Origin of the sequence: Tenacibaculum haliotis (genome assembly GCF_025215075.1) — a bacterium.
In the GTDB taxonomy this organism is placed as follows: domain Bacteria; phylum Bacteroidota; class Bacteroidia; order Flavobacteriales; family Flavobacteriaceae; genus Polaribacter; species Polaribacter haliotis_B.
The window spans coordinates 161,948-179,769 of record NZ_JAOBTH010000025.1 but is presented as its reverse complement, the minus strand read 5'-3'; the positions used below and the strand labels follow the sequence as shown (position 1 = coordinate 179,769).

General features: G+C 31.5%; 13 protein-coding genes. 4 read left to right on the top strand and 9 right to left on the bottom strand.

Annotation, left to right across the window (positions count from 1 at the left end; genetic code table 11):
- The 4 genes from leuD to N2251_RS05965 all read left to right on the top strand — a co-directional run bounded on the left by leuD (position 1) and on the right by N2251_RS05965 (position 7,934).
- Complete coding sequence (gene leuD / locus N2251_RS05980) at positions 1-579, top strand: 3-isopropylmalate dehydratase small subunit (protein ID WP_260585811.1); 579 nt, start codon at positions 1-3, stop codon at positions 577-579.
- A 10-nt stretch (positions 580-589) separates the two neighbouring features.
- Positions 590-1,705, top strand: a complete 1,116-nt coding sequence (gene leuB / locus N2251_RS05975; RefSeq protein WP_260585810.1) for a 3-isopropylmalate dehydrogenase — start codon at positions 590-592, stop codon at positions 1,703-1,705.
- 249 nt (positions 1,706-1,954) lie between these two features.
- Positions 1,955-6,466, top strand: coding sequence for a glutamate synthase large subunit (gltB, locus tag N2251_RS05970; RefSeq protein ID WP_260585809.1), 4,512 nt, complete (start codon positions 1,955-1,957; stop codon positions 6,464-6,466).
- A gap of 4 nt (positions 6,467-6,470) precedes the next feature.
- Positions 6,471-7,934 (top strand): glutamate synthase subunit beta, encoded by a 1,464-nt coding sequence (locus N2251_RS05965; protein WP_260585808.1) that lies wholly within the window; start codon positions 6,471-6,473, stop codon positions 7,932-7,934.
- A 72-nt stretch (positions 7,935-8,006) separates the two neighbouring features.
- Here N2251_RS05965 and argH read toward each other — a convergent pair whose 3' ends face one another.
- From argH to N2251_RS05920, 9 genes are all read right to left on the bottom strand, one after another.
- Entirely contained in the window at positions 8,007-9,281 is a 1,275-nt protein-coding gene (gene argH / locus N2251_RS05960; protein WP_260585807.1) for an argininosuccinate lyase, read from the bottom strand.
- 105 nt (positions 9,282-9,386) lie between these two features.
- Positions 9,387-10,457, bottom strand: coding sequence for a M20/M25/M40 family metallo-hydrolase (locus N2251_RS05955; protein ID WP_260585806.1), 1,071 nt, complete (start codon positions 10,455-10,457; stop codon positions 9,387-9,389).
- The gene (argB, locus tag N2251_RS05950; protein WP_260585805.1) at positions 10,457-11,233 is read right to left on the bottom strand and encodes an acetylglutamate kinase; all 777 of its coding nucleotides are present in this window, start codon (positions 11,231-11,233) and stop codon (positions 10,457-10,459) included. The genes N2251_RS05955 and argB overlap by 1 nt, the downstream gene beginning before the upstream one ends.
- A gap of 92 nt (positions 11,234-11,325) precedes the next feature.
- Entirely contained in the window at positions 11,326-12,261 is a 936-nt protein-coding gene (locus tag N2251_RS05945; RefSeq protein WP_260585804.1) for a Rossmann-fold NAD(P)-binding domain-containing protein, read from the bottom strand.
- Positions 12,258-13,385 carry an aspartate aminotransferase family protein gene (locus N2251_RS05940; RefSeq protein WP_260585803.1) on the bottom strand — a complete coding sequence of 376 codons (1,128 nt, stop codon included), beginning with the start codon at positions 13,383-13,385 and terminating at the stop codon, positions 12,258-12,260. Before N2251_RS05940 ends, N2251_RS05945 begins: the two co-directional genes overlap by 4 nt.
- Positions 13,382-14,182 (bottom strand): pyrroline-5-carboxylate reductase, encoded by an 801-nt coding sequence (proC, locus tag N2251_RS05935; protein ID WP_260585802.1) that lies wholly within the window; start codon positions 14,180-14,182, stop codon positions 13,382-13,384. The genes N2251_RS05940 and proC overlap by 4 nt, the downstream gene beginning before the upstream one ends.
- A gap of 72 nt (positions 14,183-14,254) precedes the next feature.
- Positions 14,255-15,232, bottom strand: a complete 978-nt coding sequence (gene argC / locus N2251_RS05930) for an N-acetyl-gamma-glutamyl-phosphate reductase (protein ID WP_260585801.1) — start codon at positions 15,230-15,232, stop codon at positions 14,255-14,257.
- A gap of 3 nt (positions 15,233-15,235) precedes the next feature.
- Entirely contained in the window at positions 15,236-16,414 is a 1,179-nt protein-coding gene (locus N2251_RS05925) for an argininosuccinate synthase (protein ID WP_260585800.1), read from the bottom strand.
- Positions 16,411-17,031, bottom strand: a complete 621-nt coding sequence (locus N2251_RS05920; protein WP_237275065.1) for a GNAT family N-acetyltransferase — start codon at positions 17,029-17,031, stop codon at positions 16,411-16,413. Before N2251_RS05920 ends, N2251_RS05925 begins: the two co-directional genes overlap by 4 nt.
- Positions 17,032-17,822 lie beyond the last annotated feature (791 nt).

Sequence of the window (17,822 nt, the reverse complement as noted above, 5' to 3'; positions counted from 1 at the left end):
ATGGAAAAATTTGTAAAATTAATTGATACAGCGGTTCCATTAACAACTGAAAATGTAGATACAGATCAGATTATTCCAGCTCGTTTTTTAAAGGCAACCGATAAAAAAGGGTTTGGAGATAATGTGTTTAGAGATTGGCGTTATCATAAAGATGGAAGTGTAAATGAGAGTTTTATTTTAAATAATAAAAATTATAAAGGAAGCATATTAATTGCTGGCGATAATTTTGGCTGCGGATCAAGTAGAGAGCACGCAGCGTGGGCATTAGCAGGCTACGGATTTAAAGTAGTTATAAGCAGTTTTTTTGCTGATATATTTAAAGGAAATGCATTAAATAATGGCATTTTACCAGTGCAAGTATCTGAAGAGTTTTTAAATAAGTTACTTGAAAGAGTGGCACAACAACCAGATACGATTATAATTATCGATTTAGAAAACCAAATAATTAAAACACCAGTAGGAACCAGCGAATTTGAAATTAATTCCTATAAAAAGCTATGTTTAATTAATGGGTATGATGATATTGATTTTTTAGTAAGTAAAAAAGATAAAATAGAAGCTTTTGAAGCAGCATTATAAAAGATAAAAAATGAAATTTAATATAGCAGTTATCCCCGGAGATGGTATTGGACCAGAAGTAACCCTACAAGCGCAAAAAGTTTTAAATGCAATTGCAAATGTATATGAACATACATTTATATTTAAAGAAGCCTTAATGGGTGCCTGTGCTATTGATAAAACAGGTAATCCGTTACCAGATAAAACAATTTCTTTATGTAAAAAAAGTGATGCTATTTTATTTGGTGCAATTGGCCATCCTAAATATGATAATGATCCAACGGCTAAAGTGCGTCCAGAGCAAGGATTGTTAAAATTAAGAAAAGAACTAGGGCTTTTTTGTAACGAACGCCCTGTAAAAGCATATCAGCAATTAATTGAAAACTCTCCGTTAAAAAGAGAAATTATTGAAGGAACTGATATTACAATTTACAGAGAGTTAACTGGCGGAATTTACTTTGGTATTAAAGAACTTAGTGATGATAAACAAATTGCTTTTGATGGATGTTCTTATTCAGTAGAAGAAATAGAACGTATTGCTCATTTAGCATTTAAAGCAGCACAAAAGAGACGTAAAAAACTAACATTGGTTGATAAAGCAAATGTTTTAGAAACATCTAGATTATGGAGAAAAACAGTTACTGCTTTGGCTAGTAATTATCCTGATGTAACGTTAAATTTTATATTTGTAGATAATGCTGCAATGCAGTTAATTTTAAACCCAAAACAGTTTGATGTAATTCTTACCGAAAATTTATTTGGTGATATTTTATCAGACGAAGCAAGCGTTATTGGTGGTTCTATAGGTTTATTAGCATCCTCATCAATAGGAAAAGAAAACGCATTGTTTGAGCCAATTCACGGTTCTTTTCCGCAAGCAACAGGTAAAGACATCGCAAATCCTTTAGCCTCTATCTTATCAGCAGCAATGTTATTAAATCATTTAGGTTTAGATGAAGAAGCAATAGTTATAGAAAAAGCAGTAGAAAAATCATTAGAATTAGGCATTACCACAGAAGATATTAATTCTGATAAAAACTTCGGAACAAGCAAAGTGGGAGATTTTATTGCAGATTATATATACAATCAAGAAGATAGTGATATGAATTTTAATAATATTCACGCAGGTCAGAGCACAATTATCTAGCCTAAATTCACATATTTATAAAACACCATTGTAGTTTCTTTACCAAAAGAAATTACAATGGTGTTTTTTGTTGATTCTTTTTAAGTTTATAAAAGTGTTTTGTTTTTACTAAAGAAGTACTTTGATTATTGATTTGTTATTAAAATTCAATAAAAACAAGTTGTTCGTGTGTTTAATTGTGTGTTTTATCTATTTTGTTGATTTATTTTCATTAAAAAAGCTATTTTAGTAAGTATAATATAATTCACAATGAAGAAACAAGGCTTATACTTACCCGAATTTGAACATGAAAATTGCGGTGCAGGTTTTATCTGTAATTTGAATGGAGAAAGAACGAATAAAATTATACATGATGCGTTAGAAATATTAGTAAAATTAGAGCATAGAGGTGGTGTTAGTTCTGATGGAAAAACGGGAGACGGTGCAGGTTTGTTAATAGATATTCCGCATGATTACTTTAAACGAGTTTGTGATTTTGGTATCCCAAATCAAAGAGAATATGCAGTTGGAATGGTTTTTCTTCCCAAAAACTTAAATCAATACAATTTTTGTAAAACAACTTTTGAAAACGAAATAAAAGCACAAGGACTTGCTATTTTAGGGTGGAGAGAAGTACCTGTAGATTCTACTCAATTAGGTGAAATAGCATTGGCATCAGAACCTAATATCGAACAGCTTTTTATTCATAAAACAAAAGGAATAACAGAAGCTGTTTTTAAAGCAAAATTATATGCGGCACGTAAAATAGCAGAACATATTATCAGAAAATCTAAAATTTCTGAAAGTGCCTATTTTTATGTTCCAAGTTTATCAATAACTACCATTATTTATAAAGGTATTATTATGCCTGAAGATATTGGGCCTTATTATAAAGATTTACAAGAAACAGATTTAGTTACGCGTTTAGCCTTAGTACACCAGCGTTTTTCTACCAATACAATGCCAACTTGGGAACTGGCGCAGCCTTTTAGGCATATGTGTCAAAACGGAGAAATAAACACTTTACGTGGTAATGTAAGTAGAATGCGAGTTCGAGAAGAAATTATGAAAAGTGATGTTTTCGGTCCACAAATAGACAAATTATTCCCCATAATTTTACCAGGAAAATCTGATTCTGCTTCTATGGATATGGTGGTAGAATTATTAACGCACACAGCGCGTTCTTTACCAGAAATTATGATGATGATGATTCCTGAAGCTTGGGAAAAACACAAAACCATGTCAGAAGAAAGAAAAGCTTTTTACGAATACAATGGTTGTATTATGGAGCCTTGGGATGGGCCAGCATCAGTACCTTTTACAGACGGAGATTATATTGGCGCTTTGTTAGATAGAAACGGATTAAGACCTTCAAGGTATACAGTAACAAAGAGTGGAAACTTAATTATGTCTTCAGAAATTGGTGTAGTTGATGTAGCGCCAGAAGATGTAAAAGAGCATGGAAGATTAGAGCCAGGAAAAATGTTTTTGGTGGATATGAATGAAGGTAGAATTATTGAAGATGAAGAAATAAAAAGTAAAATTGTTTCAGAAAGACCTTATCAAGAATGGTTAAATAAAACACGTTTACATTTAAAAGATGTTCCTTATACAAGCGAAACTTGTCCGATAGAATCTATCGATATAAAAACACGTCAGCGTTTATTTAATTATACTTTCGAAGATATTCAAGAAGTAATAACACCAATGGCAATTGTAGGTAAAGAAGCGTTAGGGTCGATGGGAATTGATACACCGTTAGCAGTTTTATCAGACCAACCTCAATTAATTTCAAGTTATTTTAAGCAATTATTTGCACAAGTAACCAATCCGCCTTTAGATGGTATTCGTGAAGAAATTGTAACAGACATTAGTTTAAATTTAGGAAAAGACAGAAATATTTTTAGCATTACCGAAAGACAATGTAGAAAATTAGAAATCCAAAATCCTGTAATATCTAACGATGATTTAGAAAAAATAAGAAACATATCGGTAGAAAGTTTTAAAGCAGAAACGATAGAGATTTTATACAAAAAATCAGAAGGACTTAACGGGTTAGAAGATGCTTTAGAAGCTATTATTGTTCAGGTTGAAAAAGCATTAACAAGAAAAACAAATATTATAATACTTTCTGATAGAGGTGTAAATAAAGAGTTTGCACCCATACCAGCTTTATTAGTGTGTTCGTTTGTAAATCACCAATTAAACAGATTACGTAAGCGTTCTTTTTTCGATATTATTATTGAATCGGCAGAGCCGCGTGAGCCGCATCATTTTGCCACTTTATTTGGGTATGGTGCAAGTGCTATTAATCCGTATATGGTAAATGAAATTATCCGTTCTCAGGTAAAAGAAGGTTTTATTACTGGAATGGATGAGCAAAAAGCAGTTGATAATTTTAATACCGCTATCGGAAAAGGGATTTTAAAGGTGATGAATAAAATAGGAATCTCAACTTTACATTCGTACAGAGGTTCTCAAATTTTTGAAATTGTTGGTTTTAACTCACAATTTGTTGAAAAATATTTTCCATATACCGCCTCAAGAATTGAAGGTATAGGTTTGTATGAAATAGAAAAAGAAATAGATAAACGTTATAAACAAGCGTATCCAGATAAAGAAATAGATAAAAATTTAAGTTTAAATATTGGAGGTAATTACCGGTGGAGAAGAAATGGAGAGCGCCATTTATTTAATCCAACTACAGTTGCAAAATTACAACAAGCTGTAAGGTTAAGTGATCAGGATAGTTATAATGTATATGCAAAAGCGATTAACGAGCAGTCAGAAAGTTTAATGACCATTCGTGGTTTGTTTGAATTTAATAATTTAGATCCAATTCCTTTAGGTGAAGTAGAACCTTGGACAGAAATTGTAAAGCGATTTAAAACAGGAGCTATGTCTTACGGATCTATTTCTCGTGAAGCTCATGAAAACTTAGCCATTGCCATGAACAGAATTGGCGGAAAATCTAATTCAGGTGAAGGTGGTGAAGACAGAAAACGTTTTCAAAAAGATGTAAATGGTGATAGCAGAAACTCAGCAATTAAACAAGTTGCATCTGGGCGTTTTGGAGTAACTTCTCATTATTTATCAAGCGCAAAAGAGATTCAAATAAAAATGGCACAAGGTGCAAAACCAGGAGAAGGCGGTCAGTTACCTGGTGAAAAAGTATTGCCATGGATAGCTGCCGCAAGAAATTCAACTCCTTTTGTAGGATTGATTTCTCCGCCGCCACACCACGATATTTACTCAATTGAAGATTTAGCACAATTAATTTACGATTTAAAAAATGCTAATAGAGATGCAAGAATAAATGTAAAATTAGTATCAGAAGTAGGAATAGGTACCATTGCAGCAGGTGTTGCAAAAGCAAAAGCTGATGTAGTTTTAATTTCTGGTTACGATGGTGGTACAGGAGCTTCACCGCTTACCTCATTAAAACACGCTGGTTTACCTTGGGAACTTGGTTTGGCAGAAGCACAACAAACACTGGTTTTAAATAAATTAAGAAGTAGAATTGTTGTAGAGTGTGACGGACAGTTAAAAACGGGTAGAGATGTAGCAATTGCTGCCTTATTAGGAGCCGAAGAATTTGGTTTTGCAACGGCACCATTAGTAGCATCTGGGTGTATTATGATGCGTAAATGTCATTTAAATACGTGTCCGGTTGGTATTGCTACGCAAGACAAAGAGTTGCGTAAAAACTTTAAAGGAACTCCAGAACATGTAATTAATTTCTTTTATTATATAGCTGAAGAATTAAGACAAATAATGGCACAACTAGGTTTTAGAACTTTAGCCGAAATGGTTGGTCAAACCGATAAAATAAACGCCAATAAAGCAATTAAACATTACAAAGCTAAAGGATTAGATTTGTCAAGTATTTTACATAGACCTGCTACTTATAAGAGTATGGTGCTTAAAAATACAGAAACTCAAGAGCATAATTTAGAAAACGTATTAGATTTTACGATCCTTAAAGATTCTCACAGAGCTTTATATCGAAAAGAAAAAATGAATCTTACGTATCCGATAAAAAATACAAATCGTACTGTTGGGGCAATAGTGAGTCATGAAGTGTCAAAAATTTATGGGCATTTAGGTTTACCAGAAGATACATTGAATCTTAATTTTACCGGTTCTGCAGGGCAAAGTTTTGGTGCCTTTGGTGCACATGGATTAACTTTTACAGTGGATGGTAATACGAATGATTATTTAGGAAAAGGCTTATCTGGAGCTAAATTAATCGTAAAAAAACCAGATAAAGCCGATTTTATAGCAGAAAATAACATCATTGTAGGTAATGTTTGTTTATTCGGCGCTGTAGAAGGGCAAGCTTATATAAGCGGAATTGCAGGCGAGCGTTTTGCTGTTCGTAACTCTGGTGCAACAACGGTTGTAGAAGGTGTTGGAGATCATTGTTGTGAGTATATGACAGGAGGTAGAGTTGTTGTTTTAGGTAAAACAGGAAGAAATTTTGCCGCTGGTATGAGTGGAGGAATTGCGTATGTTTTTGATGCGCAAAATAAATTTACAAATGGATTGTGTAACACAGAAACAATCGATTTTGAAGCGGTTTTAAATGAAGATGCTGTAGAATTAAAAACGATTATTGAAAAACATGTTTTATATACTGGTAGTAAAAAAGGTGCTGCTTTATTAGCCGATTGGGATGCGAGTTTAAAAAACTTTGTAAAAGTAATGCCAACGGAATACAAGCGTGCTTTAGAGCGTATAAAAACAGCAGAACCAATGTTTGAAGAATTAACAATAGCATAATGTCATGGGAAAAGTAACAGGATTTAAAGAGTTTGAAAGACAAGATGAAACGTACACAGCTGTAAAAGATCGTGTAAAAAATTACAAGGAATTTACCGTTGCGCTTTCAGAAAAAGATTTAGAAAAACAGGGTTCCCGCTGTATGGATTGTGGTATTCCTTTTTGTCATAGTGGTTGTCCGCTAGGAAATTTAATTCCAGATTTTAATCATATGATACATCAGGGAGAATGGCAAAAAGCCTCATGGTTATTGCATTCTACCAATAATTTTCCTGAGTTTACAGGACGTCTATGCCCTGCTCCATGTGAAAAAGCATGTGTATTGGGTATTATTGAAGATCCAATTTCTATCGAAAATATTGAAAAAAATATAGTTGAACGTGCATTTAAAGAGGGATGGATAAAACCACAGCTACCAAAAAATAGAACTCAAAAAACGGTTGCTGTTGTAGGTTCTGGACCTGCTGGTTTAGCAACAGCGCAACAATTAAATAGAGCCGGCCATACGGTTACTGTTTTTGAAAGAGATGATGAAGTAGGAGGATTATTACGTTACGGAATTCCTAATTTTAAATTAGAAAAAGGAATTATTGATCGTCGTGTAGCAATTTTAAAAGCTGAAGGTATTTTATTTAAAACCAATGTAAATGTTGGTGTTAATTATAATGTAGAAGGTTTAAAAGATTTTGATGCAGTGGTTTTATGTGGTGGTGCTACCGAAAGACGTAGTTTACCAACAACAGGTATCGAGGCAAATGGCGTTGTACAAGCCATGGATTTTTTAACCCAACAAACTAAAGTAGTTTTAGGAAAAGATGTTGAAAACCAAGTTTTAGCTACTGATAAAAATGTAATTGTTATTGGAGGTGGAGATACAGGATCTGATTGTATCGGTACTTCAAATCGTCAAGGTGCAAAATCGGTTGTAAATTTCGAAATTATGCCAAAACCACCAGGGCACCGTTCACCAACAACTCCTTGGCCATATTGGCCTTTACAATTAAAAACATCTACTTCTCATAAAGAAGGTGTAGAAAGAAATTGGTTAATAAATGCCAAAGAGTTTGTTAAAGATAAAAACGGAAATTTAACTGCTTTAAAAACAGTAAATGTAGAATGGAAAATGGTTCATGGACAACGACCTCAGCTTATTGAAATTGAAGGGACAGAAAAAACATGGCCTTGTGATTTGGCTTTGTTAGCGTTAGGTTTTACAGGTCCGGAAAGTACTTTAGCGGATAAATTAGGTGTTGAAAAAGATGCTCGTTCTAATTATAAAGCAACTTATAGAAAATACCAAACCAACATTCCGAATATTTTTGCGGCAGGAGATATGCGTAGAGGACAATCATTAATTGTTTGGGCAATTTCTGAAGGTCGAGAAGCAGCAAGACAAGTTGATATTTATTTAATGGGAAAATCAGAGTTACCTTCTAAAAATGCGAGTGGAGATTTAGTAGGGATTTAATAAAGAATTGAATTTTTTTGAAAAAGGGAAGTTTTAAGAGTATGATTTTGGCAAAATCATACTCTTATTTTTTTACTTCGGAAACTTATCTTTAATTTTATCTAAACTTAAATTATGAATACTACCTACGTGTGTATGTTTTTTTAAAGTATCTGGTTTGTATGTTCCATCTTCAACTTTAGCACCAATATTTTTATAAGCATCTCTATAGGTCATCCCGTTTTCAACTAACGTATTCATATTATCAACCGTAAATAAAAATTTGTATTTTTCATCATTCGGATTTACTTCATTAACAATAATTTGTTTGATAGAAAAATTGAAAATTTCTAAAATACTCTTCACTTCTTCAAAAGCAGCAATCATATTTTCTTTTAATAACTGAAAATCTCTATGATAACCACTCGGTAAATTATTAGTAATTAAAATCATTTCAGCTTGCAATGCCTGTATTTTATTACATTTAGCTCTAATTAACTCAAATACATCTGGATTCTTTTTATGAGGCATAATACTACTTCCTGTGGTTAACTCATCAGGAAAGGAAATAAAACCAAAATTTTGACTCATATACAAGCAAATATCCATCGAAAAACGAGCTAAGGTGTTACATAATCCGCCCAAAGCCGCTGCAATTGTTCGTTCACTTTTACCTCTGCTCATTTGTGCAGCAACAACATTGTATTTTAACGTAGAAAAATTCAACTCTTGTGTTGTGAAAGCTCTATCAATCGGAAAAGAACTTCCGTAACCAGCAGCAGAGCCCAAAGGGTTTTGATCTACTACCTTAAAAGCGGCTTCTAACAAATATATATCGTCTATTAAGACTTCGGCATAGGCAGAAAACCACAAACCAAAAGAAGAAGGCATTGCTACTTGTAAATGTGTATAGCCAGGTAATAAATTGTTTTTATATGTTTCTGACAAACCTAAAAGAGTTTCGAATAAAGTATTCGTTTGTTTAATTACGTCAGCTATGTTCTGTTTGTAATATAAATGTAAGGCAACTAAAACTTGGTCGTTTCTAGAACGAGCAGTGTGAATTTTCTTTCCAACATCTCCATATTTTTTAGTTAACTCAAATTCAATTTTAGAGTGTATATCTTCAAAGTTATTTTCAATTACAAACGTGTTATTTTCGATTTGATGTTTCATTTCATCAAGCCCTTCTTCTAATTTTTGTAATTCATCTGAATTGATTATTTCAATTTTATGCAACATTTTTGCATGTGCTAAAGATGCTTGCACATCGTATTTTGCGATATGCATGTCAATCTCTCTATCGTTCCCTACTGTAAATTGTTCTATTTTTTTGTCTATGGTTAATCCTTTATCCCAAAGTTTCATATTCTTTATGTTTTATTGTCAATGCGAGGCGAGGCACGAAGCAATCTCATAATTAATTAAGAGGTAACTTTACCATACTTCCTCGTTATGACGATTACTTATTTTTTAAACTATTACTCGATTTAATAATTTGATATAAATTTCAATTCCTTCTTCAATTTCATGTAAATAAATAAATTCATTTGCTGTGTGCGAACGAGTGCTATCACCAGGGCCTAATTTTAAAGAAGGACAACTTAATACAGACTGATCTGATAGGGTAGGAGAGCCATAAGTTTTTCTTCCTAAAGAAATACCTGCTTTTATCAATTCATGATTAATCGGAATTGAAGAAGAACTCAATTTTATTCCACGAGGTTCAATAGTATCACAAGGAGATTCTTTTTGTAAAATATCTACAATTTCTTGATTTGTATATTTATCATTAACACGAACATCAACAACTAGTTTCACTTCTGAAGGTATTGCATTATGTTGCTTACCTGCATTTATTTGTGTAATGGTCATTTTTACATCACCTAAAGCATCTGACGATTTTTTAAATTGATAATTTTCAAACCACTTTAAAACATTAATACTATTATAAATGGCATTATTGGTATTTGGGTGTGCAGCATGACTTGGAGTACCTTTAACTATAGCATCAAAAACAACCAATCCTTTTTCTGCAACTGCTAAATTCATTAAAGTTGGTTCGCCAACAATAGCAACATCAATATTCGGAATGATAGATAGCATACTATTTAAACCATTATCACCACTACTTTCTTCTTCTGCAGACGCTACAATTACTAAATTATATGTTAGGTCTTTTTCATGATAAAAGTGAGTAAAAGTAGCTAATAGTGAAACTAAACAACCACCAGCGTCGTTACTTCCTAAGCCATATAATTTTCCATCTTCAATAATTGCCTTAAAAGGATCTTTTGTGTAGCCATTATTGGGTTTTACGGTATCGTGATGTGAATTTAAAAGTAAGGTAAGCTTACTTTCATCAAAATATTTATTAATAGCCCAAACGTTATGTACATTTCTTTTAAAAGGAATATTATTACTAATAAACCAACTTTCTAAAAGCAGTGCTGTTTGGTTCTCTTCTGATGAAAAAGAAGGTGTTTCTATTAAGTTTTTTAATAATTCGATCGCATCAAGCGTTAATTCTTGTTGTGTTTTCATTAAGCTTGTATTGTTGTGAATTTTGAATTCTGGTTGTATAACATTTCTGATTTTCCAATACAAACTTTATGTACCTGTTGGTTAATTGCATGAAAACAATTATTCATTTTTGGTAACATTCCGTCTGCAATTATTTTGTTGTTTAACAACTCTTTATATTTTTTTGTGTTGATGTTTTCTATGACAGAATCATCATTGTTTACATCTAATAAAACGCCGTTTTTTTCAAAGCAGTAATACAATTCTGTTTGATGTTTTTTAGCAAAACCAATGGCTAATTCAGCGGCAATAGTATCGGCATTGGTATTTAATAATTGCCCATTATTATCATGAGTAATGGCGCAAAAAACAGGTATAATGGCTATATCTAATAATGTGTTTAAGACAGTAGTATCTACATTAATTATATCGCCAGCAAAGCCATAATCTATTTCTTTTATAGGTCTTTTTACTGAGAGAATTGTATTGCCATCAGCACCTGTAAAACCAAGAGCATTGGTTGATTTTTGTTGTAAAGAAGCTACGATTGTTTTGTTTATTTTTCCAGCATAGACCATCGTAATTATATCTAATGTTTCTGTATTTGTTATTCTTCTACCATCAACCATTTTAACTTCTACATTCATTTGTTGTGCTAGTTTTGTGGCCAATTTACCGCCACCATGTACTAATATTTTTGGGCCTTCAATTTTAGAAAACTCCATAAGAAAATTATCTAATGCTATTGGATTGTCTATAATATTTCCTCCTATTTTTATAATTTTTAATGTTTCCATATTTAAATTTTTACATCGTTAAGCAGAACTTGATTCAGTTTCTCATTATTATATGTATGAGATTCTGAAATAAATTCAGAACGACGTTCTTTTTAAAGATTCTCTATTATTTTTTTTAGTACAACCTGAGCTGCATACGTTCTGTTATTAGCTTCATGTATTACTACAGCATTGTCACTATCTAAAACAGCATCCTCAACTACCACGTTTCTTCTAACTGGTAAGCAATGCATAAATTTTGAGTTGCCTAACTTTTCTTTTGTAAGCATCCAATTTGGGTCTTGAGAAGTAATTTTTCCGTAATCAATGTAGTTACTCCAGTTTTTTACATATACAAAATCAGCATTTCTAAGAGCTTCTTCTTGATTATGATTAATAGGCGTGTTTTTAGTGATTTCAGGATTCAATTCATAACCTTTCGGATGCGTAATAGAAAAATCAACAGCTGTTTCTTGCATCATTTTAACAAATGAATTAACAACAGCATGAGGCAATGCTTTAGGGTGCGGAGCCCAAGACAATACAACTTTTGGCTTTGGTTTTGTTTTTAACTCTTCAATAGTAATTGCATCTGTTAAAGCTTGTAAAGGATGCGCGGTTGAGCTTTCCATATTTACTACCGGAACTGTTGCATATTTTGTAAAGCTATTTAGTACAAATTCAGCTTCATCTTTTTCTTTATCTTTTAAGGAAGAAAAAGCTCTTACGGCAATAATATCAGCATATTGAGAAATAACTTTTGCGGCCTCCTTTACATGTTCAGATGAATTTAAATTCATAACTGTACCATCTTCAAATTCTAAATTCCAAGTATCATTTACATTTAATATCATAACTTGTAAACCAAGATTTTTTGCAGCTTTTTCGGTACTTAATCTTGTTCTTAAACTGGAATTGAAAAATAACATTACAAGAGTTTTATGTTTTCCTAAATTTTCAAATTGAAAGGGGTTTTCTTTTAATTGAATTGCTTCTTGAATTATATCAGAAACATTTTCAATATCGTTTATTGTGGTGTATTTTTTCATGATAATGCTTTTTTTAAAGCTTCAAAAAACTGATCAACATGTTGTTTTTTGATTGTTAGTGGCGGAAGAATTCTTAGTAAATTAGGATTTTTAGCACTTCCTGTAAAAATATGATGTTTAAAAATTAGTTCTTTTCTTAACGATGCAATTGGAAAATTAAATTCTATTCCAAGCATTAAACCTCTCCCTTTTATTTTTTTAATTGCTGGAATCTCTGCTGCTTTTTTAATAAAGTATTCAGAAATAATACTTGCATTTTTTAGTAATTTTTCTTCCTTCAAAATAGTTAAAACAGTTAAAGAAGCCACACAAGCTAAATGATTTCCACCAAAAGTGGTTCCTAATAAACCATAAGAAGCTTCAATTGAAGGATGAATTAAAATTCCGCCAATAGGAAAACCATTTCCCATTCCTTTAGCCATTGAAATAATATCTGGGGTAATATTGTGTTTTTGAAAAGCAAAGAAATTACCTGTTCTTCCAAAACCAGATTGTACTTCATCGGCTATAAACAAAGCTTTGTATTGTTTACATAATTTATCTAAACTTTGATAAAAAGTAGTAGTACTTTCATCTAAACCACCAACTCCTTGAATACATTCAATAATTACAGCACAAACATCTTTTTTTTGTAAAGCTTTTTCTACAGATTGTAAATCACCTAATTCGAAAAATTCAACCTCTTGTTGTGCATTAATTGGCGCAACAATTTTAGTGTTATCTGTAGCAGCAACCGCAGCAGATGTTCTACCATGAAAACCATTTTTAAAAGCAATAATTTTCTTTTTATTGGTATGAAAAGAAGCTAGTTTTAAAGCGTTCTCATTTGCTTCAGCTCCTGAATTGCATAAAAACAATTGATAATCGTTACAATTAGATTGCTTTATTAACTCATCAGCTAATTTTGTTTGTAACGGATTTTGAATTGAGTTACTGTAGAAGCCCAAATTACTTACTTGATTGCTAATACTTTTTACATATGTTGGGTGAGAATGTCCGATAGAAATAACAGCATGCCCTCCGTATAAGTCTAAATACTCCGTATTATTTTCATCATAAACAAAAACATCTTTTGCTTTTACGGGAGTAATATCAAAAAGTGGATATACATTAAATAAACTCATAATTGCTCAGTTTTTATGGTGTTAATTTTATTATATGAGGTAACCATTCCTTGTATTAATGAAGAACTCAACCCTTGATGTTCCATTTCATTTAACCCTTCAATAGTACAGCCTTTAGGCGTTGTAACTTTATCTATTTCTTGTTCTGGATGATTTCCTGTTGTAATTAATAAGTTTGCAGCACCATCACAAGTATGCATGGCTAATTCTTGTGCTTCTTTGGCATCAAAACCTAATTGAATAACAGCCTGAGTAGTTGCTCTTATCATCCGCATCCAAAAAGCAATTCCGCTTGCACAAACTACGGTTGCAGCTTGCATTTTAGATTCTGGAATAACAATAGAAGTACCTAATCTGTTAAAAACAGCTTCGGCTACTTTTATTCTTTCCAATCCTTTGATGTTTCCACACAAGCAAGTCATCGATTTACCAACGGCAATTGCAGTATTAGGCATTGCTCTAATAATAAAATTATGAACTCCAACAACCTCTTCAATTTGAGTAATTGAAAAACCAGTAATGGTAGAAATAATAATGTGATTCTCTTTTAATAGAGGCTTAATATCATTTAAAATTTGTTTTAAATGTGCTGGTTGAACAGCTAGAATAATGATGTCTGAATTTATAACAGCTTCAGAGTTATTAGTTGTTAAACTAACATTTTTATATCCTTCAAAATCTTTAATAGTATCTAGTTTTCTTCTTGTTAAATACAAAGAAGTTATAGCATTGGTTGTTATTAATCCTTTTGCAATAGATTTCCCTAAATTTCCTGTACCTATAATTGCTATTTTCATGTTTTATATTTTTTGTGGCTTTTCGAGCACAGTCGAGAGTTCTCAACTCCGCTCGAATTGACATTTCGTTTTCTAAAAATAAGTTGCTTTTAAATTTAGTCCTGCTGTTTCCTCAAACCCGAACATCAAATTCATGTTTTGTACTGCTTGCCCAGAGGCTCCTTTTAATAAATTATCAATAACACTTGTTATGAGTAATTTATTTTCATGCTTGTGTAAGTGAATTAAACACTTGTTGGTATTTACTACTTGCTTTAAATGTATTTCTTTATCTGAAATAATAGTAAAATTAGCGTCTTTATAAAACTCTTTATAAAGTGTTTTTGCTTCATCTAAAGTTCCTTTAAAATAGGTGTAAGCCGTAGCAAAAATTCCTCTAGAAAAATCACCTCTATTTGGCATAAACACAATTTGAGAGCTAAAATTAGTTTGTAACGTTTTTACAGATTGATTGATTTCTCCTAAATGTTGATGCGTTAAAGGTTTGTAATATGAAAAATTATTATCTCTCCAAGTAAAATGGGTTGTTGCAGATAAAGAGGTACCAGCACCAGTAGCACCTGTTACAGCATTTACATGTATATCGTTCGTAACTAAGTTGGCATTAGCTAATGGAAGTATTGCTAATTGAATTGCAGTAGCAAAACAACCAGGGTTTGCAATGTATTTTGCTTTTTTAATTTTGCTTTTTTGTAGCTCAGGCAAACCATAAACGAAGTTCTTTTCTTGAAAAATAGTATCTTTTTTTAATCTAAAATCATTTCCTAAATCGATGATTTTTGTAGCATCAGAAAAAGTATTACTTTCTAAAAACTTCTTAGAATTTCCATGACCTAAACATAAGAACAATACATCAATATTTGAATTAATTGTATTGGTAAAACTCAAATCTAAATTACCAATTAAATCTTGATGAATGTTACTTATTTTATTGCCTGCGTTAGAGGTACTAAAAACGAAGTTAATTTCAACCTTTGGGTGATGTATTAATAATCTAATTAATTCGCCAGCGGTATAACCAGCGCCTCCTATAATTCCTACTTGTATCATTTTTTAAGAATTAACTTGTTGATATATTTTATTTTGATTTCCTAGAATTTTAATAAAACCTTTTGCATCATTTGCAGTCCAAGCTTTATTTTCTTCTCCATAACTTCCAAATTCTGGATTCATTAAATCATGTTTAGAAGTAATACCATCTAACTGAAAATGATATGGTTTAAGAGTTATAGATACTTCACCTGAAACTTTAGCTTGACTATTTTCAAGAAAAGCTTCGATATCTCTCATAACTGGATCTAAATATTGGCCTTCGTGTAAATGCATTCCGTAAAAACTAGACAAATATTCTTTATGTTGTAATTGCCATTTAGTAAGGGTGTGTTTTTCTAATAAATGATGTGCTTTAATTGAAATTAGCGCGGCTGCAGCTTCAAAACCAACTCTTCCTTTAATTCCAACAATGGTATCACCTACATGAATATCTCTACCAATAGCATATTTAGATGCTAATTCATTTAATTTTTGAATGTTATTTTGTGGTGAATCAATTATAGCGTTTATAGCAATGAATTCGCCATTTTTAAAAGTCATTTTTACTTTTTCCTCTCCGTTTTTTTCTAATTGAGAAGGATATGCTTTTTCAGGTAATGCTTTAGCAGAAGTTAACGTTTCTTCTCCGCCAACACTTGTTCCCCATAAACCTTTATTTACCGAGTATTTTGCTTTTTCCCAAGACAAGTCAATTCCATTATCTTTTAGGTATTGTATTTCTTCTTGTCTAGAGAGTTGTTGATCTCTAATTGGTGTGATAATTTCAATTTCAGGAGCAATAGTTTGAAAAATCATATCAAAACGTACCTGATCATTTCCTGCTCCAGTACTTCCGTGAGCAATATATTTTGCATTAATACTTTTAGCATATTTTGCAATTTCGATTGCTTGAATAATCCTTTCTGCACTTACAGATAAAGGATATGTATTGTTTTTTAATACATTTCCGTAGATTAAATATTTTACTACTTTTTGATAAAATGTAGCGACAGCATCAATATTCTTATAAGTAGTAACTCTCATTTTATAGGCGTTTTTTTCAATATCTTGAATTTCAGTATTTGTAAATCCACCTGTATTTACGCTAACAGCATGAACTTCATATCCAGCTTTAGATAAGCTAACGGCACAATATGATGTATCTAAACCTCCGCTGTATGCAATGACTAATTTTTTCATTTTTTATATTTTTTTAAGAAAAGGCTTTCTTTAATTCTCTTTAATCTTTGAAAAACTTTCTCTTTAATTTTTACTTTAGTGTTGTTTTTTTCTTTGAATGATGGATCGTATAACATGCCTGTACATAAACACATTTGTTGTTTTGTTCTTTGTAAAACGTCATAGTTTTTGCAGGTTTGACAGCCTTTCCAAAAAGATTGATCATTTGTTAATTCTGAAAAAGTAACAGGTTTGTACCCTAAATCGCTATTTAATTTCATTACAGGTAAACCTGTTGTTATTGAAAAGACTTTCGCTGAAGGAAATTTTGTTCTCGAATGTTCAAAAACGGTTGCTTTTATTCTTTTAGCCAATCCTTGTTTTCTGAAATTAGGATGTACAATTAAGCCTGAATTAGCAACGAATTTTCCATGTCCCCAAGATTCTATATAACAAAATCCAGCAAATTTCTCATTCTCTAAAGCGATAACAGCATTGCCGTTTTCTATTTTAGTTATGATATATTCAGGTGTACGCTTAGCAATTCCTGTACCTCTAACATTAGCAGATTCGGCAATAGTGTCACAGATAATTTTTGCGTATATACTATGTGATTTATTAGCAATAACAATTTCCATTGTTCTTGATTTTAAATAATACCAATATGATTTTTGTAAACATTTAAGTGTTTGATAGGTATTGTGTTATTTGAAATAAATTGATTGTTTGAAAAGAAGAACCGGACTCACCTAGGTTCAATAAATTAGATAGCACCCAAAGGGCGACGGCGGAAAATAGGGCGTACAACTGCGGGGCTATTCGAAAGAATAACTACAGATACTATTGATATGAATTTGAAATTGTACAAAGAATAAAAGAATAAAAATTACGTATAAAGAAATATTTGTTTGCTTTTAGCTGCGACGGCGAAAGCGAACAAATGTACTGGGAGCAGTACTACGTATTTTATTTTTTTGTGTAATCATATTGCAAACATATAAATTAATTTTAAATTAATATAAAATAATTAGGATAATTAAAAAATAAATTTCAATATTTGCCTATCGGTTTTTTATAAACGGAGATTAAACAAAAAATGAATAAACAAATTTTAAATATTATTTCTATTGTAGTCATTGTAATTATTTTACAAGGATAAAGGAAGTATATTTAAAAAAAATAAATATTAAAAGGCTTCCTAAATTTTTAGGAAGCCTTTTTTATTACAACAAAATGAATCAAACTTTAAACATTATCGCATTAATTATTGTCATTATTAGCTCACCACCGAGTTGATACAGATGTTTATTGCTATACAATAAAAAACCTGTGTCAATTTTGACACAGGTTTTTTTTATATGTTGAATAGTATATATGTTGTTTTTTAAATTATTGATAATTAAACAATTAAGTGTTTTTATTGTTAGAT